This window comes from Streptomyces sp. NPDC005195 (assembly GCF_040608315.1).
GTDB classification, from domain to species: Bacteria; Actinomycetota; Actinomycetes; order Streptomycetales; family Streptomycetaceae; genus Streptomyces; species Streptomyces kaempferi.
Window position 1 is genome coordinate 190,397 of record NZ_JBEXHZ010000010.1, and the last position, 25,031, is coordinate 215,427.

18 protein-coding genes are annotated in these 25,031 nt (G+C 71.5%); 13 read left to right on the plus strand and 5 right to left on the minus strand.

Annotated elements, in window-relative coordinates:
• Positions 1–71: 71 nt before the first annotated feature.
• Complete coding sequence (locus tag ABZV34_RS14680; protein ID WP_356275150.1) at positions 72–1,652, plus strand: methylmalonyl-CoA mutase family protein; 1,581 nt, start codon at positions 72–74, stop codon at positions 1,650–1,652.
• Between the two features lie 213 nt (positions 1,653–1,865).
• Entirely contained in the window at positions 1,866–2,516 is a 651-nt protein-coding gene (gene leuE, locus ABZV34_RS14685; protein WP_356275153.1) for a leucine efflux protein LeuE, read from the plus strand.
• A gap of 109 nt (positions 2,517–2,625) precedes the next feature.
• On the opposite strand, the gene ABZV34_RS14690 is transcribed toward leuE, so the two are convergent.
• From ABZV34_RS14690 to ABZV34_RS14710, 5 genes are all read right to left on the minus strand, one after another.
• Positions 2,626–3,411 (minus strand): alpha/beta fold hydrolase, encoded by a 786-nt coding sequence (locus ABZV34_RS14690; RefSeq protein WP_356275156.1) that lies wholly within the window; start codon positions 3,409–3,411, stop codon positions 2,626–2,628.
• A 125-nt stretch (positions 3,412–3,536) separates the two neighbouring features.
• Complete coding sequence (locus ABZV34_RS14695; RefSeq protein WP_356275159.1) at positions 3,537–4,451, minus strand: class I SAM-dependent methyltransferase; 915 nt, start codon at positions 4,449–4,451, stop codon at positions 3,537–3,539.
• A 183-nt stretch (positions 4,452–4,634) separates the two neighbouring features.
• Complete coding sequence (locus ABZV34_RS14700; protein WP_356275254.1) at positions 4,635–5,747, minus strand: acyltransferase; 1,113 nt, start codon at positions 5,745–5,747, stop codon at positions 4,635–4,637.
• 362 nt (positions 5,748–6,109) lie between these two features.
• On the minus strand, positions 6,110–7,444 hold the full coding sequence (locus ABZV34_RS14705; protein ID WP_356275162.1) for a polysialyltransferase family glycosyltransferase: 1,335 nt from the start codon (positions 7,442–7,444) through the stop codon (positions 6,110–6,112).
• Positions 7,441–8,421, minus strand: a complete 981-nt coding sequence (locus ABZV34_RS14710; RefSeq protein WP_356275165.1) for a glycosyltransferase family 2 protein — start codon at positions 8,419–8,421, stop codon at positions 7,441–7,443. Before ABZV34_RS14710 ends, ABZV34_RS14705 begins: the two co-directional genes overlap by 4 nt.
• A 198-nt stretch (positions 8,422–8,619) precedes the next feature.
• Here ABZV34_RS14710 and ABZV34_RS14715 point away from each other — a divergent pair, with 198 nt between their 5' ends.
• From ABZV34_RS14715 to pstB, 11 genes are all read left to right on the plus strand, one after another.
• Positions 8,620–9,951 (plus strand): DUF6716 putative glycosyltransferase, encoded by a 1,332-nt coding sequence (locus tag ABZV34_RS14715; protein WP_356275168.1) that lies wholly within the window; start codon positions 8,620–8,622, stop codon positions 9,949–9,951.
• Positions 9,952–9,995: 44 nt separating this feature from the next.
• Positions 9,996–11,303, plus strand: a complete 1,308-nt coding sequence (locus ABZV34_RS14720) for an N-acylneuraminate cytidylyltransferase (protein ID WP_356275171.1) — start codon at positions 9,996–9,998, stop codon at positions 11,301–11,303.
• A 13-nt stretch (positions 11,304–11,316) separates the two neighbouring features.
• The gene (locus tag ABZV34_RS14725) at positions 11,317–12,252 is read left to right on the plus strand and encodes an N-acetylneuraminate synthase family protein (RefSeq protein ID WP_356275174.1); all 936 of its coding nucleotides are present in this window, start codon (positions 11,317–11,319) and stop codon (positions 12,250–12,252) included.
• A gap of 38 nt (positions 12,253–12,290) precedes the next feature.
• The gene (locus ABZV34_RS14730) at positions 12,291–13,421 is read left to right on the plus strand and encodes a hypothetical protein (protein WP_356275177.1); all 1,131 of its coding nucleotides are present in this window, start codon (positions 12,291–12,293) and stop codon (positions 13,419–13,421) included.
• Positions 13,422–13,937: 516 nt separating this feature from the next.
• Positions 13,938–14,957 (plus strand): phosphate ABC transporter permease subunit PstC, encoded by a 1,020-nt coding sequence (pstC, locus tag ABZV34_RS14735; protein ID WP_356275180.1) that lies wholly within the window; start codon positions 13,938–13,940, stop codon positions 14,955–14,957.
• Between the two features lies 1 nt (position 14,958).
• Complete coding sequence (gene pstA / locus ABZV34_RS14740; RefSeq protein ID WP_356275183.1) at positions 14,959–16,242, plus strand: phosphate ABC transporter permease PstA; 1,284 nt, start codon at positions 14,959–14,961, stop codon at positions 16,240–16,242.
• A complete protein-coding gene (locus ABZV34_RS14745; protein WP_356275185.1) occupies positions 16,242–18,008 on the plus strand; it encodes a phosphate ABC transporter substrate-binding protein PstS in 1,767 nt (588 codons plus the stop codon). The genes pstA and ABZV34_RS14745 overlap by 1 nt, the downstream gene beginning before the upstream one ends.
• Entirely contained in the window at positions 18,005–20,656 is a 2,652-nt protein-coding gene (locus ABZV34_RS14750; RefSeq protein WP_356275188.1) for a hypothetical protein, read from the plus strand. The genes ABZV34_RS14745 and ABZV34_RS14750 overlap by 4 nt, the downstream gene beginning before the upstream one ends.
• 390 nt (positions 20,657–21,046) lie before the next feature.
• Positions 21,047–23,044, plus strand: coding sequence for an Ig-like domain repeat protein (locus ABZV34_RS14755; RefSeq protein ID WP_356275191.1), 1,998 nt, complete (start codon positions 21,047–21,049; stop codon positions 23,042–23,044).
• Positions 23,045–23,124: 80 nt separating this feature from the next.
• Complete coding sequence (locus ABZV34_RS14760; protein WP_356275194.1) at positions 23,125–24,033, plus strand: sortase; 909 nt, start codon at positions 23,125–23,127, stop codon at positions 24,031–24,033.
• Between the two features lie 173 nt (positions 24,034–24,206).
• Positions 24,207–25,025, plus strand: a complete 819-nt coding sequence (gene pstB, locus ABZV34_RS14765) for a phosphate ABC transporter ATP-binding protein PstB (protein WP_356275257.1) — start codon at positions 24,207–24,209, stop codon at positions 25,023–25,025.
• The last annotated feature ends 6 nt before the right edge of the window (positions 25,026–25,031 follow it).

Sequence of the window (25,031 nt, forward strand, 5' to 3'; positions counted from 1 at the left end):
CGCACGGCCACCACTACAGTCCGTCGCGAGGGTCGGACCTACCAGCGAGTAACCCAGCGGGAGGCACAGCGATGTCGCGCGAGTCGGAGTCCGGACTGCCCATCGAAGCGGTCTACGGACCGGAGGTCCTGAAGGACTGGGACCCGGCGGAGAAGCTGGGCGAACCCGGCGCCTACCCCTTCACCCGCGGCGTGTACCCGTCGATGTACACCGGCCGTCCCTGGACGATGCGCCAGTACGCCGGCTTCGGCACGGCGGTGGAGTCGAACGCGCGGTACAAGCAGCTGATCGCGAACGGCACGACGGGCCTCTCGGTCGCCTTCGACCTGCCCACCCAGATGGGTCACGACTCGGACGCCGCCCTCGCGCACGGCGAGGTCGGCAAGGTCGGCGTCGCGATCGACTCGGTGGAGGACATGCGGATCCTGTTCGGCGGCATCCCGCTGGACAAGGTCTCCACCTCGATGACGATCAACGCCCCCGCGGCGCTGCTGCTGCTCATGTACCAGCTGGTCGGCGAGGAACAGGGTGTCCCGGCCTCGCGGTTGACCGGCACGATCCAGAACGACGTGCTGAAGGAGTACATCGCGCGCGGCACGTACATCTTCCCGCCCAAGCCCTCCCTGCGTCTGATCGCGGACATCTTCAAGTACTGCCGGACCGAGATCCCGAAGTGGAACACCATCTCGATCTCCGGCTACCACATGGCCGAGGCGGGCGCGACCCCCGCGCAGGAGATCGCGTTCACCCTCGCGGACGGCATCGAGTACGTCCGCACCGCGGTGGCGGCCGGCATGGATGTCGACGACTTCGCCCCCCGCCTGTCCTTCTTCTTCGTCGCCCGTACGACGATCCTGGAGGAGGTGGCCAAGTTCCGCGCCGCGCGCCGCGTCTGGGCCCGTGTGATGCGTGAGGAGTTCGGCGCGAAGAACCCCAAGTCGCTGATGCTGCGCTTCCACACGCAGACCGCGGGCGTGCAGCTGACGGCCCAGCAGCCGGAGGTGAACCTGGTGCGCGTCGCCGTCCAGGGCCTGGGCGCGGTCCTCGGCGGCACCCAGTCGCTGCACACCAACTCCTTCGACGAGGCGATCGCGCTGCCGACCGACAAGTCGGCGCGTCTGGCCCTGCGTACCCAGCAGGTGCTCGCCTACGAGACGGACGTCACGGCGACCGTCGACCCCTTCGCGGGCTCGTACGTCATCGAGAAGATGACCGACGACGTCGAGGCGGCCGCCGTGGACCTCATGACGAGGGTCGAGGAGATGGGCGGCGCGGTCAGCGCCATCGAGCACGGCTTCCAGAAGGGCGAGATCGAGCGCAGCGCGTACCGCATCGCGCAGGAGACCGACTCCGGCGAGCGGGTCGTGGTCGGCGTCAACCGTTTCCAGCTCGACGAGGAGGAGCCGTACGAGCCGCTCCGGGTCGACCCGGCCATCGAGGCCCAGCAGGCCGCACGCCTCGCCGGGCTGCGCGCCGGGCGCGACGGGGCGGCGGTCGAGGCGGCGCTCGCCGGCCTGAAGGAGGCGGCCGGGGGCACGGCGAACGTCCTCTACCCGATGAAGGACGCCCTGCGCGCCCGTGCCACGGTCGGCGAGGTGTGCGGCGCGCTGCGCGAGGTCTGGGGGACCTACGTACCGACGGATGCCTTCTGACCTGGGCGATTCCTCCGCACGGGTGATCAGGGGCGGAAGTCGCACGCCCCCGGTTACGTTCATGGAGAGTGACTCCTGAAAAGGAGGATGCCGTGGCCGTACCGCGAGCCCGTCGGCGTCACTCTCGAACCCTCCGTGGACACGCTCCTCGACGGTGACTGAACCGCGGGACGGGCACGCGGGGTGTCGTACCCCCGTGCGACACTCCTCCTCATGCTTGGTGTCATCGACCTCCCCACCTATCTGGCGGGCCTTGTCCTGATCGTTCTGCTCCCCGGGCCGAACTCGCTCTATGTGCTGTCCGTCGCCGCCCGCCGTGGCGTGCGCACCGGGTACAGGGCCGCCGCGGGTGTCTGGTGCGGGGACACGGTGCTGATGACGCTGTCGGCGGCCGGTGTCGCCTCGCTGCTGCAGGGCAACGCCGTGCTGTTCGGGATCGTGAAGTACGCCGGGGCCGGCTATCTGACGTGGCTGGCGTTCGGGATGCTGCGGGCCGCGTGGACGATGTGGCGGACCCGGCGGGAGCGGGTCGAGGAGGAACTTCCCGCGCAGTCCGCGACCGAGGAGCGGCCGTTCCGGCGGGCGCTGGTCATCAGCCTGTTCAACCCGAAGGCGATCCTGTTCTTCGTCGCCTTCTTCGTGCAGTTCGTCGACCCGGGATACGCCTACCCGGCCCTGTCCTTCGTGGTCCTCGGAGCCTTCGCCCAGCTCGCGAGCTTCCTGTACCTCACCGCGCTGATCTTCGGCGGGACGAGGCTCGCGGCGGCCTTCCGGCGGCGCAGGCGGCTGTCCGCGGGCGCCACGACCGCCGCGGGCGCCCTCTTCCTCGGCTTCGCGGTCAAGCTCACGCTCGCCGGCGCCTAGGTCGCTCACGCTCGCCGGCGCCCGGGCCGCGACGGGGGACGCCCCGTCGCGGCCCGGCACGCGCTCCCGTCCCGTCGTCCCGAGGCCGTCCTTCTGACAGCCGGGGCCCTCAGCGGGCGAGGAAGGGGCCGAGCAGTGCGGTGAGTTCGGTGGGGGTGTCCAGTGCGATGAGGTGAGCCGCGGTGGCGAACTCGACCAGGGTGGCGCCGGGGATCTCGGAGGCGTAGCGCCGGCCGATGTCCTGGAAGTCGGCGACGTCGAGCTTGCCGATTCCGACCAGGGTGGGGACCGAGACGGACGCGAGGTCGCCTGTCGCGGTGCCCTGGGAGAACTTCCCGACGACGTCCTGGTTCACCAGCGACGTCCGCAGCGGGCCGCGGAGCCCGTCGGCCAGTCCGGGGGCGACGTCCTCCCATGCGCGGGCCGGCCCGCGCAGCCACATGTCCAGGTTGATACGGACGGCGGCGTCCAGGTCGTCCGCGTCCAGGGCGGCCGTTTCCGCCTCGTCGTACGCGATCATGTCCGCGGACCAGTCGTATCCCGGCCACGGCGCGGCGAACAGCGCCAGGGAGTGCACCCGGTCCGGGTGGGTGAGGGCGAAGTCGACGGCCACGCGGCCGCCCCAGGACGCGCCGACGAGCCGTACACGGTCGTGGCCGAGGTGGTCGAGGAGACGGCGCAGGTCGTCCGCCTCGCTGAACGGGCCGGTCGGCGGCGCGGACTGGCCGAAGCCGCGCAGGTCGTACCGGACGACGGTGTGCCGTTCCGCCAGGGCGGGTACGACCGCGTCCCACATGCGGTGGTCGGCGATGCCGGCGTGCACGAGCACTACGGGCGGTCCGTCGCCGGTGACGACGTAGGAAAGGTGTCCGAGATCATCATCTAGTGTGAGCATCGGCTCGATGGTCGCAGAGTGCCCCCACGGGTGCCACCCGTTTGCGGGGGACGGGAGGACCTGCCGAGTGCGCGCCGCACCGCGGGGCCGCCGCCTGAGCGGGGCGGCCCCGGGCCGGGACCGCGTCAGCTCGTCGCCGCGCGCCGGGCCGTGCGGAGGGCGCGGGTGAGGACGGGCGGCAGCAGGTCGGCGGCGATCCGCCGGGTGCGGTTGCGACGGACGCCCGGCCCCGACGGACGCCCCGAGGAGTCAGCGGGCCCCGCCGCGTCGAGGGCGTTCACGCCGTAGCGGGAGGCCGGGAAGGCCGGGGCCCGCATGTCCTTGGACTTGAGCCGGATGATGCGGTGGCCGGCCGCGTGCTGCACGCTGAGGTGGCAGTCGTCCCGCTCGCGCACCGCGGCCAGCAGCTCCTCCTGGACCGTCTCGGGATCGTCCCAGGTCCCGTACAGCTTCTGTGTGCTGAGACAGATGGGGCGCAGGCCCCGGTTGAGCACGGCCTCCCAGGCGGCTATCGAGACGCCGGGCGTGTGCTCCGAACGGAAGTCGTCCAGGACGACGATGCCGCCGGGCAGCAGTGCGTCGCTGGCCGCGCCGATGTCCCCGTGGACGTGCTCGTACAGGTGGGAGGCGTCGATGTGGACGAACCGGCAGGACCGGGGTTCGACCTCGGCCGGGACCAGTGAGCTGGGGCCCGGCAGGACGCGGGGCAGTTCGTCGTGGAAGGAGAGGTAGTTCTCCTCGAAGACCCGCTGCGTGAGCGCGCTGTAGGACTTCGTCGACTCCGCCCGGTTGGCGCCGTCCGGAGCGTCTCCCTCGAAGAGGTCGCACACCGTGTACCGCTCGCCCTTGCGCAGGTGGTTCCCGAGGAAGATCGCGCTCTTGCCCATGTACACGCCGACCTCCAGCAGGTCGCCCCGTGTTCCGGCGGCCTCCTGCCGGTCCAGGAACCACTTGAAGAGCATCTGGTCGAGAACGGGGAACCACCCGGGGACGTCGTCGAGACGGTGGGGCGGCCGGATCGTGTCTGGTGCGGCGGTCATGAGAGAGGGAGCTCCCTTGCGCGGACGGGGCGAGCAGCGTCCCGGAACCTATGGGACGCCTATGACTCGGTCAATGCCTTTGCGGCGCCTGCCCGTGGCGGTTCCGCCGAACCTGCGGGGAGATGAACAGCGGGCCAACTCCCGCTGTTCCGCGGGTTCTTTCCGGGTGTCCCGGACGGATTCCTACACCCGCGGCTTCGCCAGCGCCGCGCGGAGCTTCGGGGTGAGCCAGTTCTCGACGTAGCGGTTGAGCAGCCAGGCCAGTAGCAGCATCGTCGCGACGGTCAGCGGGAGGGCGCCGTACGACGGGATGTGCAGGGTGCGGTGGTAGGCCTTGATGACGACCCAGCCCAGGTGCTCGTGAACCAGGTAGAAGGGGTACGTCAGGGCGCCCGCGACCGTGAGCCAGCGCCAGTTCGCCCAGTTCAGGTAGCCCAGGGCGATCGCGCCGACGGCGAGGTATCCGAGAGTGACGACCAGGATGATGCCGAACGAGGTGCGGTAGGAGAAGAAGTCCGGGTTCGGCGCGTGCCACAGGCGGTCCACCGCGTAGTGCTGGCCGATCAGCCAGCTCACGCCCACGATGCCCCAGGCGTACGCGTCACGCCGGTTGCGGTGGAGGAGGTAGAGGCCGACACCGCCGATGAAGTACGGGGCGTACTCCGGCATCAGGACGGTGTTCAGGAGCGGTTCGTTCGCCGTCTGGGCGATCGCCGCCGCCAGGGTCCAGCCCGCGCAGAAGAGGATGACGCGCTGACGGTTGGCGCCCGGCAGGACGATGCAGAGCGCGAAGAGCGCGTAGAACCGGACCTCGGCCCACAGCGTCCAGCAGACTCCGAGCACCCGGTCCACACCCAGCGGCTGCTGGAGCATCGTCAGGTTCAGCAGGGCATCGCTCGGCCCGACCGTCTTGTACGCGACCACCGGCAGCGCGAACACGGCCGTCACGATGATCACCGCCGCCCAGTAGGCGGGCAGCAGCCGGGACGCGCGGGACGCGAAGAACGACCGGAGCGGCCGGCCCCAGCCGCTCATGCAGATCACGAAGCCGCTGATCACGAAGAAGATCTGGACGCCGAGACAGCCGTACGCGAAGTACGAGTGCAGGCTGGGGAACTGGTGTTGGGGGGAACTGCCCCAGGCCTGGGTGACCTCGCCGTCGCGGCCCCCGTAGTGGTAGGCCGCCACCATCAGCGCGGCGATCAGCCGCAGTCCGTCCAGGGCGCGCAGACGGGACTCCCGGGGCTTCGCGCGCGAGGGCGGGCGGGTGTCGGGCGCCGGAAGGACGGCGCGGATCGCCGGACCCTCGGACGTCACGCGCGTGTCCTGGGGGGTGTTGGTCACGGAATTCCTCTTCGCGGGCGGTTCATGCTGACGGGTTACACCCAGCACGCTAGTCCGATTCGGAGGAAGCATCCGATTGTCCAGGTGACGATTCCCCGTACGGACGCCATGAGTTCACCCGCCCGTCGCTCACGGTTCCCCAATTCCCCGGCCGCCCCCCATTCACCGATAAAGGACCGGCTCGGCAGGGGGAGGGGACGAACCCGGTCGCAGACGGGCGGACGACTTCGCCGACGGGCGAACGCGAAACGGGCGTGGGGGCCGGTTCGTCGTGAACCGGCCCCCACGCCCGCGGGGATTTCTGGGTGGGACGCTCAGCGCCGTACGGCCCGGCGCAGACTGCGTGCCCGGCGCGCGACCCGGCGGACCGTGGCGTTGCGCGGCAGGAAGGCCAGCTGGGCGGGGACCGCGCCGGGCAGCGCCAGCGAGGTGAGGCGCTTGCGCTTGAAGTACCGCCAGGTGTGGGTGTTCAGGTGCTGCGTCAGATAGCGCTCGGCGGCCGGGCGCAGGTCCGGCAGGATCTTCGGCTGCATCGCGTAGCCCACGGCCCGTACGAGCCCGCTCAGCGCCTCCGTGGTCATGCCCACGCGCTGTTCGGTGACCGCCGACCTGTCGGTCAGTTCCGGCAGCAGGGCGTCCACGATCGTGACCGGGACGCGGTTGCTGTTCTCGTACGGCACCAGCCGGTCCAGCAGCGTGTCGGTGCCGACGCGGGCGACGGGCAGGCCGTAGAGCGCGGACGCGGTGAGCAGCGCGGTGGAGAAGCAGCCGACGACGAGCGCGGGACGCATGCGCTGGTACAGCACCTCGGCGAGCACGGGCGTGTCGAGCACCGTCAGCTCGACGTCGAGCTTCCCCGCCTCCTTCTCCAGGACGCGCGACCAGCGGGCCGGCGCCGTGGGGTGCGGCTTGAACACGACCCGGGTGTGGCCGAGCGCGACGGCGCCCTTGAGCATCCGTACGTGCAGATCCTCCTCCTGCTCGCCGGTGAGGATGCCGAGCGCGGAGAGGTACTGGCCGAGCAGCAGCGCGGGCTCGTCGATCGAGGGGAGTTCGTCGCCGGTGTCGACGAGTTCGGCGAGCACCTTCGAGAACGCGTCCGTCGGAACGATCTCGGGCTCGACGCCGAACTCGGTCAGCAGCAGCGGCGTCAGGCCGGGCACCAGGTCCAGGTGGAGCAGACGGGTCACCCGGGTGCCGACCAGCGGGTCGATCTTGTTGCGGGTGGGGCCGTAGCTCATCAGGCCGTCGGCGTACACGGTGACGGGCGCGCCGGTGAAGATCTGGGCGAGGCCGAGCGCGGGGTTGACCTGGATCGACTCGACGGCGAGCTCGATGTCGTCGTCGCCGAGGTTCCAGGCCAGCCGCAGATGCCGCTCCCACAGGGGCGTGTCGTCGAGGCGCGGGGCCCAGCCGCCGGGGTGGAACGGCGTGATCGTCTCGTTCCACGACAGCACGTCGTCGAAGCGGCCGCGCAGCCGGCCGAAGCCGGGCATCTCGTCCACGGCGGGGGTCGTCTCCGGCGTCGCCGCGTTGTTGGAGACGAGCAGGATGCGGCGGTCGGCGGGGCCGAAGCAGTCGGCGTCCAGGGCCGCGGCGAGCGTCGCGGTCCCGTACAGCGTGGACGCCATGAAGATCTGGGTCGTCACGCTGCCACCCCTGCGCCCGAGGTGGGACGGCGGCGCAGCCGGCGCAGCCGGGTGGCCCGCTGGACGTCCATCGAATCGAGGGCTTCGTCGAGCACGTCCTGAGGCATGCGCTGCAGTGCCGCCGCACTCATAGACTTCAGTTTCCGCGCCACGGGCGGCTCGAACCTTTCCATGGATCCCAGATGGTGGGAAATAATCGCGCAGTACGTGCGCACGGCTTTGGGCAGCAGTCTCGACGCGTCGGGATCCTCGGCGGTCTCCGCCACGACCTGGTCGAACGCGCGGATGAAGTCCAGCTGGCGCACGTCCCCGATCTGGGTGAGGGAGGAGGCGACACCACGTCGGTAGAACACGCCGAGCAGGCTCACCGCGGCGAAGGACTCGGCCTCGCGGTGCAGTTTCCAGATCCACGGACGGTCCTCGGCCGTACGCAGTCCGTGAGTGAAGTGCAGCAGTCCGCGGTCGACCAGGCGGCGGTGGTAGATGCCCGCCCAGGCGTACGCGTAGTCGACGGAGGTGGACCGGTCGGAGGGCAGTATGGCGTCACGGGGGTTCATCACGACGCCCCGGCGGCCGTGCGGGACCCGGTGGATGGTGCGGGCCCGCGCGGTGCACTGGACATGGTCCGTACGGACGAAGTCGCAGCCCAGACCCTCGATGGCGGTGACGAGTTGCTCGTAGTAACCGGGGGCGAGCCAGTCGTCCCCGTCGAGGAACGTGAGGTACTCGCCGCGCGCGGCGTCGATGCCCGTGTTGCGCGCGGTCGCCAGCCCTCCGTTCTTCTCATGTCTGACATGCACCGCGCCCGGGAGCTCGCGCTCCGCGCGCGCGAGAATCTCCGGTGTCTCGTCGCTCGAACAGTCGTCGACGAGAATGAATTCGAAGTCCTCGCGCACGTTCGCACGCAGGCTCTTCAGGGTGTCGGGTGCGTATTGCTGCACGTTGTAGAACGGCACGATGACGGAGAGCTTGACCACCCACGTGACGTTAGGGGGCGGTCCGGCATTCGTCTTGGCCGTTGGTGAGATGTCAGGTGAACGACGCGTGGCGAAGCAGTGAACCAGGCTGATTTCTCGACGGTTCGCTGCCTGATTCGCCATTCGTCGATGTGCTGTTAACCGTTTGTTGTATTCAGGTTGGGCCGTTACTCGGAATGGCTTCCTAGCGTCTTGGACGTGCCAGCAAGTACCAGGAAGTCCCTGCGGGTCGCCGTTCTCGCGGATTCCGACACACGGTGGAAATGGGGTTCGCTCACCGCGAACCGCATATCACCTACTGAAACGTCCAATACGGACATTCAGGATTCGGATCTCCGCCTCGACGGCTATCTCCTGCGTGGCCGTGCCACCCCCACCGCCCGCCAGCTCGAAGAGGTCGGCGTCCGCGCGGATTCCCTCCGCGAAGTGACCGCCGTCGAATTCCTGCGCGCCATGGAGCGGGAGCGGTACGACGTCCTGGTCCTCGCCCTCGTCGGGGGCGCCGTCCAGGCGGTCCTGCACGGCCTGGCCCACCTCTGGGACGGGCGCGAGGAGCGGCCCGTGGTCGTCACCGGCTATGTCGGTGTCGTCTACGAGAAGCTCGCCGACGGCCTGCTGCTGCGGCACGGCGCGGACCTGGTCCTCGCGAACTCCCGCCAGGACGCGGACCGCTTCCGGGACGTGTACGAGGGAGTGGGCGCCGACGCCTCGTCCGTGACGGAGGTGGCGCTGCCCTTCCTCGGCGGGGCCGCCTACAGCAAGAACGACCCGTACACGGTCGTCTTCGCCGCCCAGCCCTCCGTACCGGAGAGCCGCAAGGACCGCACCTACGTGCTGGACCGGCTGATCGCCCACGCCCGTCTGCACCCCGACCGCGAGGTGCTGCTGAAGCTGCGCTCCAAGCCGGGCGAGCACACCACGCACATCGAGGAGCTGCCCTACCAGAAGCTGGCGCAGAAGACCGATCTGCCCGCCAACTTCCGCCTGGTGTACGGCCACATGGGAGAGGTGCTCGACCGCACCGACCTGCTGGTCACCATCAGCTCCACGGCGGCCCTGGAGTCCCTGCACCGCCGTATCCCCACCGTCGTCCTCAGCGACCTCGGGGTGCGCGAGTCGCTCGGCAACCACCACTTCGTGGGCTCCGGCTGCCTCGCCTCCTGGGACCAGCTCGACGCCGGACACCAGCCGGCGCCCGATCCGGCGTGGGTGGCCCGGCAGGGGGTGGCCGCCGACGGCTCGTACGAGACGGCCTTCGACGAGGCACGCACCCGCATCGCCGAACTGCTCGCGGGTCCCGGGATGCCGCCCCTGGCCCCCTACTACACACCGGTCACCGCACCCGGTTACCTCCCCGGGCTCCTCGCCCGCCACCACCTGGCCCCGGACGGCAGCCCGCTGCCCGGCGCCCCCACGGCCGACAAGGAGCCCAGCCCCGTCCGGCAGATCGTGCGCCGGGCGGCCCGCGGTGCCTACCGCCACGGAGTGCAGCGCGTGGCTCCGGTGATCCGGCGGATGGGGGAGCTGTGACCGCCGCCGATCCCTTCAGCCTTCCTCGTCAAGGAGAACAGCGCATGACCAACTCGGAAGCGGGCCGACCAACGCCGGTGCGCCGCGTGCTCGCGGTGATCCCCGCGCGTGGCGGCTCCAAGGGTGTCCCCGCGAAGAACCTCCTCCCCGTCGGCGGAGTACCGCTGGTGGCCCGCGCGGTGCGCGAGTGCCGCGCCGCCCGCCTGGTGACGGACGTCGTCGTCTCCACCGACGACCAGGCCATCGCGGCCGCCGCCCGCCAGGCCGGCGCCGAGGTCGTCCTGCGTCCCGCCGCCATCGCCGGTGACACCGCCACCTCCGAGGCCGCCGTCCTGCACGCCATGGACGCGCACGAGGCGCTGCACGGCTCCCCGGTCGACGTGGTGCTGCTCGTCCAGTGCACCAGCCCGTTCATCGTCCGCGAGGACGTGGACGGCGTCGTCGGCGCGATCGTCGCGAACGGCGCGGACACGGCACTGACCGTGGCCCCCTTCCACGGCTTCGTGTGGCGCGACGGGGACGACGAGCCCGCCGTCCCGGTGGCGTCCGACGCCGAGCGTGCCGCCGTCGCGGGCGGCACCGACACCCTGGTCACGGACACCGGCACCAGCGGCGGCTACGGCGTCAACCACGACAAGTCCTTCCGCCCGCGCCGGCAGGACCGCCCCCAGGACCTCCTGGAGACCGGTGCCGTCTACGCCATGGAGGCCGCCGGCTTCCGCGTCGCGAAGCACCGCTTCTTCGGCCGCACCGAACTCGTGCGCACCGACCCGGCCCGCGTGCTGGAGATCGACGACCCGCACGACCTCGCCCGCGCCCGCGCCCTCGCGCCGCTCTTCGACGCGAACAGGCCCGGCTCCCTCCCGACCGCCGAAGACATCGACGCGGTCGTCCTCGACTTCGACGGCACCCAGACCGACGACAGGGTGCTGATCGACTCCGACGGACGGGAGTTCGTCTCCGTGCACCGCGGGGACGGACTCGGTATCGCCGCCCTCCGCAAAAGCGGACTGACGATGCTGATCCTGTCCTCGGAACAGAACCCGGTCGTCGCCGCCCGGGCCCGGAAGCTCAAGATTCCGGTCCTGCACGGCATCGACCGGAAAGACCTCGCACTGAAGCAGTGGTGCGAGGAGCAGGGCATCGCGCCTGAGCGCGTGCTCTACGTCGGCAACGACGTCAACGACCTCCCGTGCTTCGCCCTCGTGGGCTGGCCCGTGGCGGTCGCGAGCGCCCACGACGTCGTGCGCGGCGCCGCACGCGCGGTCACCACCGTCCCCGGCGGCGACGGCGCGATCCGAGAGATCGCCAGCTGGATCCTCGGCCCTTCTCTCGACTCCCTCGACAAGTAAGGAACGTCTCACCATGAGCAACTCCCGTCTGCGCACCTTCGGTTCGAAGACCGCCGGCCCCGGCCACCCCGTCTACGTCGTCGGCGAGATCGGCATCAACCACAACGGCGAGCTCGAGAACGCCTTCAAGCTGATCGACGCCGCCGCCGAGGCCGGCTGCGACGCCGTCAAGTTCCAGAAGCGCACCCCGGAGATCTGCACCCCGCGCGACCAGTGGGACATCGAGCGGGACACCCCCTGGGGCCGGATGACCTACATCGACTACCGCCACCGCGTGGAGTTCGGTGAGGACGAGTACCGTCAGATCGACGAGTACGCGAAGAGCAAGAACATCGACTGGTTCGCCTCCCCGTGGGACACCGAGGCCGTCGCCTTCCTGGAGAAGTTCGACGTCCCGGCCCACAAGGTCGCCTCCGCCTCGCTGACCGACGACGAGCTGCTGCGCGCCCTGCGCGCCACGGGCCGCACGGTCATCCTCTCCACCGGCATGTCGACGCCGAAGCAGATCCGCCACGCGGTCGAGGTCCTCGGCAGCGACAACATCCTGATGTGCCACGCCACGTCGACCTACCCGGCGCAGGCCGAGGAGCTCAACCTCCGCGTCATCAACACCCTCCAGGCCGAGTACCCGAACGTTCCGATCGGCTACTCCGGCCACGAGACGGGCCTGCAGACCACGCTCGCCGCGGTCGCCCTGGGCGCCACCTTCGTCGAGCGTCACATCACCCTGGACCGCGCGATGTGGGGCTCCGACCAGGCCGCCTCCGTCGAGCCGCAGGGCCTCACCCGCCTCGTCCGTGACATCCGCACCATCGAGGCCTCCCTCGGTGACGGTGTCAAGAAGGTCTACGAGTCCGAGCTCGGCCCGATGAAGAAGCTGCGCCGCGTCACCGGCGTCGTCGCCGAGTCGGAGATCGCCGCCGCCGCGGGCGAGCCGGTCTCGGTCTGAACTCCCTGATTTCCTTACGACGGGACGGTCGTACGCCGATGAGCCCCCGCGCCGGTACCCCCGGCCCCCACACGCTGGCCTTCGTCGAGAGCCCGGTACAGCTCCTGAACGTGCTGGAGTGGGCGCATGTCCACGCCCTGCACGCGACGGAGGCCGGCGACCGGGCACCCGGCGCGGGACCGGACGGTTCGTCCGTCCGGCCCGCCGGCGCGGGGCTCACCCTCGTCGTCCTCTCTCCCAACGACCCGATGACCCGCGGCCAGTTGCGCCGTATGGCCGAACTGGCCCGTGACGAGGGTTACCAGGTCCGCTGGGAGGAGGCGCGTGGTGGCACCACGGCCCCCTTCCACACGATCGGCGGCCTGGCCCCGCTGCTGCGCAGGGCCCACCGCATCGTCATGGGAGACCCGTTCTCCCGTTACGTGCAGCTCCTGCTGACGATCACGAAGGCACGCGACCTGGTGGTCGTGGACGACGGCACGGCCACGATGGAGTTCGTCGCCCAGCTTGCCCGCGGTGAACGCCTGGTGCGCTGGCACCGGCGCGGGGGCCGTCCCGACGCCCGCGACGTGCTGTTCGCCCCGATCTCCTCGTCGGCCCGCCGCCGGCTCACCCCGAGTGAGGGGCGGCGGGTGGAGGTCTTCTCCTCCATGCCGATCGACTCGGCGCCGGACGGCGTCACCATCACCGCCAACGACTTCTCCTGGACCCGCGCCCGCTTCGGGCCGCCCCGGATCACCAAGGGCGCGGACCTGGTCGGCACCTCCCTGGTCGAGACGGGCGTGGTGGACCCCGACCGCTATCTGGAGGCGGTCCGTTCCCTCGCCAAGACCCACGGCGCGACCCGCTACTTCGCCCACCGCCGTGAGAGCACCGACAAGCTCCACCGGCTGGCCGTCGAGACGGGGCTGGAGATCGTCCGCCCCGACCTCCCCCTCGAACTCATCGCCCGCCGCGGCCCCATCGGCCGCACGATCCTGAGCTTCCCCTCGACCGTCGTGCACACGCTGCCGCTGGCGCTGGTGGGAACCGACGTCCGGGTCGCCGTCTGCGACATCGACCCGTCCTGGCTGACGGAGACGGCTTCCCCACGCGCCCAGGGGTTCCTGTCGGGCGTCACCGGCACGGCCCGGGACGTGCACCGGCTGTCCTCGGTCGCGACGGCGTAGGGGAACCGCCGGCGCCGCGCGTGCCGCCCGCTCACGGCCTGGGCCTCACGGCCTCGGGGGCGGACACCGGTCGGCCTCCGGCACCGTGCGGCGGTGCCCCCTCGTAGGGGTGGCGCGCCCGGTGCCACCCGGTGGACGGCGATGACCGTCCCCCGTTCACCGACGCCCGGCCACTCCCGGCGGATCCCGGCCGGATCCCGCCCCGCCCCGCCCAGATTCTGGGCGGGGCGTTCGGCGTTGAGCCGGTCACGGCCGACGGGACGAGGGGCACTTTCGGCCACAACCTCGGTGATACCGGGACGGTGAATCCCACAAGCCCCGCATTCGGGACAGCGCACACCGCCGCACAGGTTCTCGCGCACTTCTCCACACCCACTGCACCGAACAGACACCGGCTGTTCGCGATTCGTCCATGGACCGCGCGTTGGACCGACACGATCCAGCCATTGAATCTCCCCGCACGGCACCAATCGGTCGCCGCACGCCTGTTCCGTTTACGCAGTGGGGGGACCACACGTGGCGTCCGCGCACGCGGAGTCCGACAGACCGGATTCCGACACACCCGCACCCAGGCGGCCGCCCGCCGCCCGTGGGCTCGGTGACCGGATCTTCCGGTATCAACTGACGGCCAGTGGCGTCGTCGTTCTCGCCATCATGGCGGGAGTCGGCCTCTTCCTGCTGCTGAGGGCCGGTCAGGCGCTCAAGGCCACCGGCTTCTCCTTTCTCACCACCGCCGCATGGCAGCCGGACGTCCACCACTTCGGTATCGCGGCCGTGCTCACCGGCACCCTGCTGATCGCCGGCGTCGCGGTGACGCTCTCCGTGCCGCTGGCCGTGGGAACCGCGCTGTTCATCTCCGACGTGGCCCCGCGCAAGCTGCGCCGCACGCTGGTGACGATGGTCGACCTGATGGCGGCCGTACCGTCGGTGGTCTACGGACTGTGGGGCCTGTTCTTCCTCCAGCAGCACGTGATCGGACTGTCGCGCTGGCTGTCCAGCTGGCTCGGCTGGATCCCCCTGTTCACGGTGGACGGCGCCCAGCCGGGCGAACCGCTCGCCTCGGACAGCGTCTACACCGCCTCCACCTTCGTCGCCGGGATCGTCGTCGCGCTGATGGTCGCGCCGATCCAGTGCTCGGTGATGCGCGAGGTCTTCGCGCAGGCCCCGGCGGGCGAACGCGAGGGCGCCTACGCGCTCGGCGCCACCCGCTGGGGAATGATCCGCGCGGTCGTCCTGCCCTACGGCAAGGCCGGCATCATCGGCGGCACCATGCTGGGCCTCGGCCGGGCACTCGGCGAGACGATCGCGGTCTACCTGATCATCTCGCCGGTCTTCACCATCCAGCCGCACATCCTGCAGACCGGCTCGAACTCGGTCTCCTCGCTGATCGCCCTGCACTACGGCGACGCCTCCACCTTCGGCATGTCGGCGCTCATGGCAGCGGGCCTGGCGCTGTTCCTGCTCACCCTGGCGGTCAACTTCACCGCCTCCTCGGTCGTGGCCCGCTCCCGGTCCGGCGCACAGAGCGAGGCATGAGATGACCGTCCTGGAACAGATTCCCGTCCCGGCCGCCGCCCCGTCGGCAGCCACCCCTCCGGCCCCCGCGCCGGAGCCCGTACCGCCCGCCGACCGGCCGCGCCGTATCGGCGGCCTCAGCCGCCCGGGCGTGCTGTCGCTCACCGGCGCCGCCGCCTCCGCGTTGTGCACGACCATCCTGCTGTACGGCGAACTCGCCCCGTTCTCCGGCGCGTTGGGCTTCACCCTCACCGCCTACCTGCTCTTCCTCTCGATCTACGCGGTGTTGACAGGATTCGAAGAAGACCGGCAGGCCGTACGCGACCGGGTCATGACCGTCGTGCTGTGGACCGCGGCCACGCTGCTGTTCTCGGCGCTCGTCCTCGTCGTCGGCTTCACCGCCTGGCGCGGCCGGGAAGCGCTGCCGCACGGCAACTTCTTCACCGAGGACATGCAGGCGACGGGCCCTCTCGACCCGCTGACCAGCGGCGGCATCGCCCACGCGATGGTCGGCACCCTCGTCATGACCGCCATCGCGCTCGCGATCACCATCCCGCTGGGCCTGGCCTGCGCGGTCTACCTGAACCAGCTCCCGGGCCGCTTCTCCCGCTTCGTGCGCACCATCGTCGAGGCGATGACCGCGCTGCCCTCGATCGTCGCCGGCCTGATGGTCTACGCCGTCTGGATCCTCGGCCTCGGCATGCAGAAGTCGGGGCTCGCGGCGGGCTTCGCGATCAGCGTGATGATGCTGCCGATCGTGATCCGCGCCGCTGACGTGGTGCTCCGGCTGGTGCCGGGGAACCTGACCGAGGCGGCGGAGGCGCTCGGCGCACCGCGCTGGCGCACCGTCTGGCACGTCGTCCTGCCCACCGCCCGGTCCGGACTCGCCACGGCCGTCATCCTCGGCACCGCGCGCGGCATCGGCGAGACCTCTCCCGTCCTGCTGACCGCCGGCTTCACGGCGTCGCTCAACACCGACCCCACCAGCGGGCCGATGGTGTCCCTGCCGCTGGCCGTCTTCAACTTCGTCAAGTCGCCCCAGCCGACCATGATCGCCCGCGGTTTCGGCGCGGCGGCCGTCCTCATGGCCCTGGTCCTGGTGCTCTTCGTGATCGCCCGCGTGATCGGTGGCCGCGGCCCCGGCCACCAGACCAAGCGGCAGGCCCGCCGCACCGCCCGCGCCTCACGGCAGGACCTGGCGCGCTTCGACGAACTGCACGCCCCCGGCCTCTCCCTGTTCCAGGCCGAAACCCCTGCCGAAGCGTCCGCCACGGCCGACCCCACCGCCTCCGGAGAGAACGACTGATGCGCAGCCACCTCACCCACGTCTCCCGGCGCCTGCGCGCGCTGGGGACCCTGGGCGCCCTGTTCGCCGTGATCACCGGACTGCTCGCCGGGCTCGGGGCGGCACCCGCCGCGGCCGAGAGCTACACCCCGGTCGCCGGAGCCGGTTCCACCTGGGCCGAGAACGCCATCGACCAGTGGCGCAAGGCCGTCAACCAGTACGGCATGCGGATCAGCTTCGCCGGTACCGGTTCCTCCGACGGCCGCCGCCAGTTCCTCAGCAACACCGTCGACTTCGCGGTCTCCGACATCCCCTTCCAGACCCACCCGACCGACGGCTCGGCCGCCGAACGCCCGTCGGCCGGCAGCTACGCCTACATGCCGATCGTGGCCGGCGGCACCGCGTTCATGTACCACCTGACCGTCAACGGCAAGCGGGTCACCAACCTCCGCCTCTCCGGAGACGTCGTCACCAAGATCTTCACCGGCGTCATCAAGACCTGGGACGACCCGGTGATCAAGGCCGACAACCCGGGGCTCCAGCTGCCGCACCGCCCCGTCGTGCCCGTCGTCCGCTCCGACGGCTCCGGCTCCACCGCCCAGTTCACGATGTGGATGGCCGCCCAGCACAAGTCGCTGTGGCAGGCGTACTGCGGCAGGGTCGGCCGCTCCGGGGCCTGCGGGCAGACCTCGTACTACCCGACCGTCCCCGGCATGATCGCCCAGTCCGGCGACCCGGGCGTGGCGGGCTACGTCGCCCAGAACTACGGCGAGGGCGCCATCGGCTACGTCAACTACTCGTACGCCATCAACGAGGGCTATCCGGTCGCCAAGGTCCTCAACCACGCCGGCTACTACACCGAACCGACCCCGAAGAACGTCGCCGTCTCGCTCCTCAAGGCGAGGATCAACACGAACAAGCAGTCCGCCGACTACCTCACCCAGCAGCTCGACGGCGTCTACAACGACGCCGACAAGCGCAACTACCCGCTCTCCAGCTACTCGTACATGATCCTGCCGCTGCGGGTGCAGGGCATCTTCACCAAGGCCAAGGGCAAGACACTCGGCGCGTTCTCCTACTACTTCATGTGCCAGGGCCAGCAGCAGATGCCCAAGCTCGGCTACTCGCCCCTGCCCATCAACCTGGTGCAGGCGGGCTTCGACCAGATCCGCCGCATCCCGGGTGTGCAGACCAAGAACATCAACATCAAGGGCTGCAACAACCCGACCTTCTCCTCCGACGGCCACAACAAGCTCGCCGAGACCGCCCCCTACCCCGCCGCCTGCGACAAGAAGGGCGCCTCGGCCTGCAACACCGGCAGCGGCGGCGCCAAGTCGGGCGGCGGCTCGGGGGGTTCGGGATCGACGGGCGGTACGAGCGGCGGCGGAACGTCGGGCGGTTCCGCGAACGGCGGTACGGACGGCGGTACGAACGGCGGTAGTCCGGGCAGCGGCGGCGGCACGGGCGGCTCGGCGGGCGGCAGCGCACAACCCGTCGTCGACCCCGACACCGGCCAGACCCTGGCACCCGGCACCGCCACCGGCGGCGGATCGGGCACGGGCGGCGGCACCGCGGTGGACGGCACCATCGCCCTCGCCCAGCCGATCGCCGTGGCCGGACACAGCGGCTGGACCGGCACCCAGACCCTGATGCTCCTCGCCGTGGCCCTGGTGCTCGGACTGCTGCTCCTGCCGTCCCTCGTCTCGCGGGCGATGGCCGGGCGCGCCGCGAGCGGCGGGAACGGCCGGAAGAGCGACACGGAGAACCTCACGGACGGGGGCGCGTGATGAAGCGCATACGCAACCTGCTGGTGCGGCTCGTCGCCGGCACCGCCGTGGGCGCCCTCGCCGGCCTCGCGGTCGCCCAGGCCGCACCGTCCGCCACCGCCGCGACCCCGGCCGCCTCCGCCGTCACCGTCGCCGGCCGCGGCGAGTTCAAGGACATGAGGTTCACGGTCAGCCAGACCAAGCACCTCACCAGCCAGGCGGTCACCGTCTCCTGGTCCGGCGGCGCCCCGTCCGCCCTCGCGGGCACGCTGTTCAACACCGACTTCGTGCAGATCATGCAGTGCTGGGGCGACGACGACGGCAGCGTCCCGGGCAACCCGGGCCCGTCGCGCACCCAGTGCCAGTACGGCGCCTCCCCGACCACCGACCGGGGCAACTGGCCGGGCAACGAGTACGACGACACCCGCAAGATCTTCTACAGCGCCGACCCCACCAACTACGGCCAGGACGACCGCTACGGCGCCGGCGGCGTCTCCGGACAGGGCGAGGTGCCCTTCAAGTCCGTCGACGGCACGCTGATCACCTCCGGTACCCAGAACAACGCCCTGTACAGCCGCAACACCACCAACGAGGTCGACTTCGCCCGCACCGGCGCCGACGGCAAGGGCCAGGAGTTCTTCGAGGTGCAGACCGCCAACGAGGCGCCGCACCTGGGATGCGGCGTCCCGGTCACGGCGGGCGGCCGTACGACGCCGCGCTCCTGCTGGCTGGTGATCGTCCCGCAGGGCCACCTCGACCTCGACGGCAAGCCGTACGCCGACACCAGCCAGGTCAACGCCGGCTCCCCGGTCTCCTCCACCAACTGGAAGAACCGCGTCGCCGTCAAGCTCGACTTCAACTCGGTCGGCACCAACTGCGCGCTCGGCTCCGACGAACGCGCCACCACCGGCAGCGAACTCGCCGCCGACGCCATGAACAGCTGGCAGGCGGCCCTCTGCCCGACCGGCAAGGTGTTCGGCTACACCGAACTCGGTGAGCCCGACACCCGTTCCCGCCTCGCCGGCGACGGCACCTCCGGACTCGCCTTCACCACCCGTGCCCTCGGCGCGGACCCCGGCACCACCGCCCCGACGGACAGCACCGTCTACGCGCCCACCGCGCTCTCGGGCACCGTCATCGGCTTCACCATCGAACGCAGACCCAGGGCAGGAGCCTCCGAAGCGACCCGCCGCCTCGCCGGAACCAAGGTCGACTCCATCGACCTCACACCCCGGCTGGTCGCCAAGCTGCTCACCGAGTCCTACCGCAACTCCCCCTGGGGAGCGGTCCTCGGCTCCACCGTCGCCAAGGGCTACGGCTGGGCGAAGAGCAACCCGGCCGGCCTGGCGAGCGACCCCGAGTTCCTCGCGCTCAACCCCGAGTTCGCGGAACTGTCCGTCCCCGAGACCCCGGCCACCGACACCGACCTGCTCACCTCGCTCGGCCGCACCGACTCGGCCCGCGCGGTCTGGCAGTGGATCATCTCCGACAAGGAGGCCCGCGGCTTCCTCGCGGGGGTGTCCGACGACTGGGGCATGCGCGTCAACCCGTACTTCAGCACCAACGCGGACCTGAACCCGACCGGTTTCCCCTTCGACCCGGCGGCCACCGACACGTATCCCAAGAGCGACCCCTGGTGCACGGTCCCGCCGAACTCCGGCGCCACCAAGGACAACCAGCAGTGCATGATCGACTTCCACCCGTATGTGACGGACATGCACTCCGGCGCCCTGCACACCCGTCGCGCCGACAGCCTGTGGAAGGCGACCTGGGACCCGCTGGCCAGCCCGCCCGCGTACAAGAGCCCCGGCCCGCAGACGGTGGGCTCCCGGTTCGTGATCACGGTCACGGACGCGGCCTCCGCCGTCCGCTACGGCCTGCAGACCGCCCGGCTGCGCAACACGGCCGGCACGTTCGTCGCGCCCACGACCGCGTCCCTCACCGCCGCCGCGTCCTCCGCGTCCGGCGCCCACGCGGCCGAGATCACCCCCGCCAAGGCCACCGCCAAGGGCGCGTACCCGCTCGCGCAGCTCGTGTACGCGGCGGTACGCCCGGCCAAGCTCGACGCGGCCGCCCGTAAGGACTACGCGGCCCTGCTCACCTACGTGGCAGGCGCCGGGCAGGCGCCGGGAGCCGACCCGGGCCTGCTCCCGGCCGGCTACGCCCCGCTGTCCAAGGCGCAGCGCGCGAAGACGACCCACGCCGCCGACGCCCTCGTCCACTACACCGGGCCGTCCGCCACCGACGGCGGGTCCTCCGGAACGTCCGGCGGTTCGGGCGGCGGCACCGGCGGCACCGGGGGCACGGACGACTCCGGCGGCACCACGACCGGGGGCGGCACCGGCACCGCGCCCGACTCCGGCGCTGCGGCGTCCGGTGGCGGGAGCGCGAGCCCCACGCCCAGCGGCGCGCCCTCGTACGACGGTGGGAAGGCCGTCGAGACCACGGCTCAGGGCACCACGCCGGCCGACCCCGCGAACTCGCTCCGCTACGCCGTCCCGGTCGGCGCCGCACTCGGCGCCGTGGCCGGTCTCGGCGCGCCCTTCGCGGGCGGCGGCAGGCTGCGCTTCCCGCTGCGCGTGCCGCTGCCCGGCGGCCGCGCCCTGACGATCCCCGCCCCGGTCCTCCCGGAACGGCTGCGCGCGCTGCTGCCGCCGAGACGGGGCTGAGCCCCGTGCCCCGTCCCCCCGGAGCCGCCACTTCCGGGCGGGAAGGCCGGGACCCCCGAGCGGGGGCCCACGGACGAGGAGCGGGGCACACCGGGCCGGAGCGTCCGACCGGTCGGGCCGCGGCCCCTGGCAGTCGGGGCCGGGCCCTGCGGGGCCCACACCCCCGCACCACGGGGCCGGGCCTGCCGGGCTGAGGCCCTCCGAGGAGAGGGCCCGGTCCGCCGGGTCCGCGCCTCACGGCGACGGAGCCCGGGTCCACCCGGACCAGGGCTCCCCACAGACCGCCGTCCGCCCCGAAAGGCAGTCGGGGCGGACGGCATGACCCCCCACCCTGCCAGATCCACCACGCAGAACCGCCGTACAACCGACGAACCACACAGGAGAACCTCGATGCGCACAATGCGCCTCACCGCGGCCATGGTCGCCGCAGCCGTGGTGTCCGGCACGCTGGCTCTCGCGAGCCCGGCCTCCGCCGACCCCACCCCCGCCGGGACCTTCCGCCAGCTTGTCGGCGTGGGTTCCGACACCACCCAGGACGTCCTCAACGCCCTCGCCGGCGACACCGTCAACGGCAAGAGCTACGCCGACACCGCCGTGAAGGCCGGCGACGCGGGCCTCGCCTCGTACGACGCGTTCGCCCCCGCCGGCGCCGCCACCACCATCCAGACCCGCCCCGGCGGCCCGGCCTTCCTGCGCCCCAACGGGTCCGGCCCGGGCCGCGCCGCCCTCAGCATGTCGCTGACGGGTGACAAGTTCCCGAACGCGACCGGTGTCTCCGTCAAGGGACAGGTCGACTTCGCCCGCTCCTCCGGCGGTCCGAGCACCTCCGGCACCACCCTCACCTACATCCCGTTCGCCCGGGACGCGGTGGGCGTCGCCGTGCGCGGCTCGGCCCTCGACACCCTGACGGTCGACCAGCTCCACGACATCTACACCGCCGGCGACACCCGCCTGAAGGTGCTGAACGGCCAGACCCTGCACGCGGTCCTCCCGCAGGCCGGCTCCGGCACCCGCAAGTTCTTCCTCGCGGCGATCGGCCTCACCGAGACCACGGTCTCCTCGGAGATCCCGACCGTCCAGGAGAACCAGGCCAACGCCGCGCTCACCGAGGACGGCGCGCTCGTGCCGTTCTCCGTGGGCAGCTGGATCGCCCAGAACAACGGCATCGCCCCCGACTACAGCAAGGCCGCGGTCGCCGCCGGCGCGCACCTGGCCGGCGTCCAGCTGCCCGGTGACACCGGTGTCTCCAGCCCGGTGACGACGGTGAACGGCAAGCTCACCCCGGTCGCCGGCTACTTCGAGAACGCGACCTTCGGCCGCGACGTCTACAACGTCGTCCCGAGCCGCGCGATCGACCCCGCGGGCATCTTCTTCGACAAGGCCGTGTACGACGTCTTCGTCACCAGCGGCACCCACGAGGCGGCCCTCGCCTCCGACACCGCCGAGAAGGTCATCGCCGACTTCGGCTTCCTGAACGAGACCTACAACGGCTCGGTCAACCCGGCCAGGCACGCCAAGCTCGGCGGCCTGGAGGTGTCGAGCATCGACGTCAACACGCCGAGCGCGCCCGCGCTGAAGGCCACCCCCGGCGACGCGAGCCTGAAGCTGACCTGGACCGCGCCCACCCCCGCGCCCGCGCTGCCCGTCACCGACTACCGGGTCACGCTGACCGGTTCGGACGGCGCCGTCGTGGCCGTCAAGGACGTCCCGGCCACCACCACGTCGTACAGCTTCACCGGCCTGGCCCTCGGCACCTACACGGCCTCGGTCTCCGCCGCCAACCTCAACGGCACGGGCTCCGCCGCCTCCTGGACCGGCGCCGTCCAGTACACGAGCTCCGTGAAGGCCACCGCCGCCACGACCGCGTACGGCAAGACCCCCAAGGTCGTCGTCGCCGTCACCGGTTCGCGCGGCGTCGTCCCGAGCGGCAAGGTGACCGTCAAGGACGGCTCCACCACGCTCGGCACCGGCAACCTGGACAGCTCCGGCAAGGTCAGCATCGGCCTGTCCAACCACCTCAAGGTGGCCACGCACAACCTGTCGGTGTCCTACGGCGGCAGCAGCAAGCTCAACACGTCGTCCACGACCGCCAAGCTGACGATCACCAAGGCGACGGCGTCCGTGAGCACCACCGCGCCCGCCTCGGTCAGCCACAACAGCCGCGCCAAGGTCAGCGTGAAGGTCACCACGACCGGCACCACCCCCACCGGCACGGTCCGCGTCTACGAGGGCTCGCGCGTGATCGCCACCGGCACGCTGAGCGGCGGCAAGCTCACCCTCACGCTGCCGAAGCTGAGCCGCGGCAAGCACACCATGCACGTGTGGTACGTCGGCTCCTCGACGGTGAACTCGAAGAACGGCGCGAACTTCACCATCAAGTCCACCTGACGTACGACCCGCCGGGGAGACCGCGACCGCGGTCTCCCCGGCGGTCCCACCGACGAAGCCATGGAAGGAGACGCGTCGCCGTGACGGTCGCCGTACAGACCACGCTCACCACCCCCGCGCCGCGGCTGGGCGTTCGAGGCGTCACCGCCGTCCGGCACCTCGCCCGGGGCGGCCTGCTCACCCTCGCCGCCCTGCTGCTCGGCCTCACCGCGCAGCTGCTGCTCGTCAGCGGCATCCAGGAACGGGCCGCGCAGCACGCCTCGTACGACGCACTGCGCACCCGACTCGCCCTCGGTACCGCCCCGGTGGCCCAGACCGACCAGCAGGGCGACCTGCTCGCACCGGGCACCCCGGTCGCGCTCATCGACATCCCCGCCGCCCACATCCACCAGGTCGTCCTGGAGGGCACCGACTCCGGCGTCCTCACCGACGGCCCCGGCCACCGCCGGGACACCCCGCTGCCCGGACAGTCCGGCACCAGCGTGCTGATGGGCCGCGCGGCCGCGTACGGGGGGCCCTTCGGCAGCCTCGACGAGCTCGCCGCGGGCGACACGTTCACCGTGACCACCGGCCAGGGCAAGGCGAGGTACCAGGTTCTCGGCGTACGACGGGCCGGCGACCCGGCCGCCACCCCCGTGGCCTCCGGCAAGGGCCGCCTGGTCCTCGTCACGGCCACCGGCCCGCACTTCATGCCCGGCGGGGTGCTGCGCGTCGACGCCGACCTGATCTCCACGGCCGCCCAGACCCCGGCGGCCGTCATCCGCTCCGGCACGCTCCCGGAGTCCGAACAGCCCCTCGCCCACCCCTCCGGCGTGCCGTGGCCGCTGGTCATGTGGCTCCAGGCACTGGTGGCCGTCGCCGTCGCCGCGGTGTGGACCTGGCACCGCTGGGGCCGGCACCAGACGTGGATCGTGTTCGCACCGGTCGTCGCGGTCCTGGGCCTCGAGGTCGCCGTCCGCACCACCGAACTGCTCCCGAACCTGACGTGACCCGCCCGCCCGCCCGACGGCTCGTCCGCGTGCCTGCCCGACCGACCGACCGCTCGACCCGACCCCGCCATGAGGTGCCCGACGTGACCGATGCGATTGCCGCGCCTGACAGCGCCGCACCCGAGACCACCCCGACCCGCACCACCGTGGCCGACACCGTGCTGCTGCCGCCGATCCCGGCCGCGGCGCCCCCGGCGTCCGCACCGGGCGCCCCCGCGCCCGCGACGCTCGAGGCACGGTCCGTCTCGGCCTGGTTCGGCAGCCACCAGGTACTGCAACGGGTCTCCCTCACCATGCCCGCCGGGCAGGTCACCGCCCTGATCGGCCCCTCCGGCTGCGGCAAGTCGACCTTCCTGCGCACGCTCAACCGGATGCACGAGCTGATCCCCGCGGCCGCGATGGGCGGCGAGGTGCTCTTCGACGGCGAGGACATCTACGCCCCCGAGCGCCGCCTGACCGACGCCCGCCGCAGGATCGGCATGGTCTTCCAGAAGCCCAATCCGTTCCCCGCCATGTCGATCTACGACAACGTGGTGGCGGGCCTGCGTCTGACGGGCACCCGCGTCGGCCGCCGCGAGAAGGATGAGCTGGTCGAGGAGAGCCTGACCAGGGCGGGCCTGTGGAAAGAGGTACGGGACCGGCTCCGCCAGCCCGGCGGCGCGCTCTCCGGCGGCCAGCAGCAGCGTCTGTGCATCGCCCGCGCCCTGGCCGTGCGTCCCCAGGTGCTGTTGATGGACGAACCGTGCTCGGCGCTCGACCCCACGTCCACCCGCCGGGTCGAGGAGACCATCCACGAACTCGCGGGCCAGGTGACCGTCGTGATCGTCACCCACAACATGCAGCAGGCGGCCCGCGTCTCCCAGCAGTGCGCGTTCTTCCTCGCCGAGCAGGGCACCCCCGGCGGCATCGTCGAACACGGCGACACCGAACACATCTTCGGCACTCCTGAGGACCAGCGCACGGCGGACTACGTGGCGGGCCGCTTCGGCTGACATCCC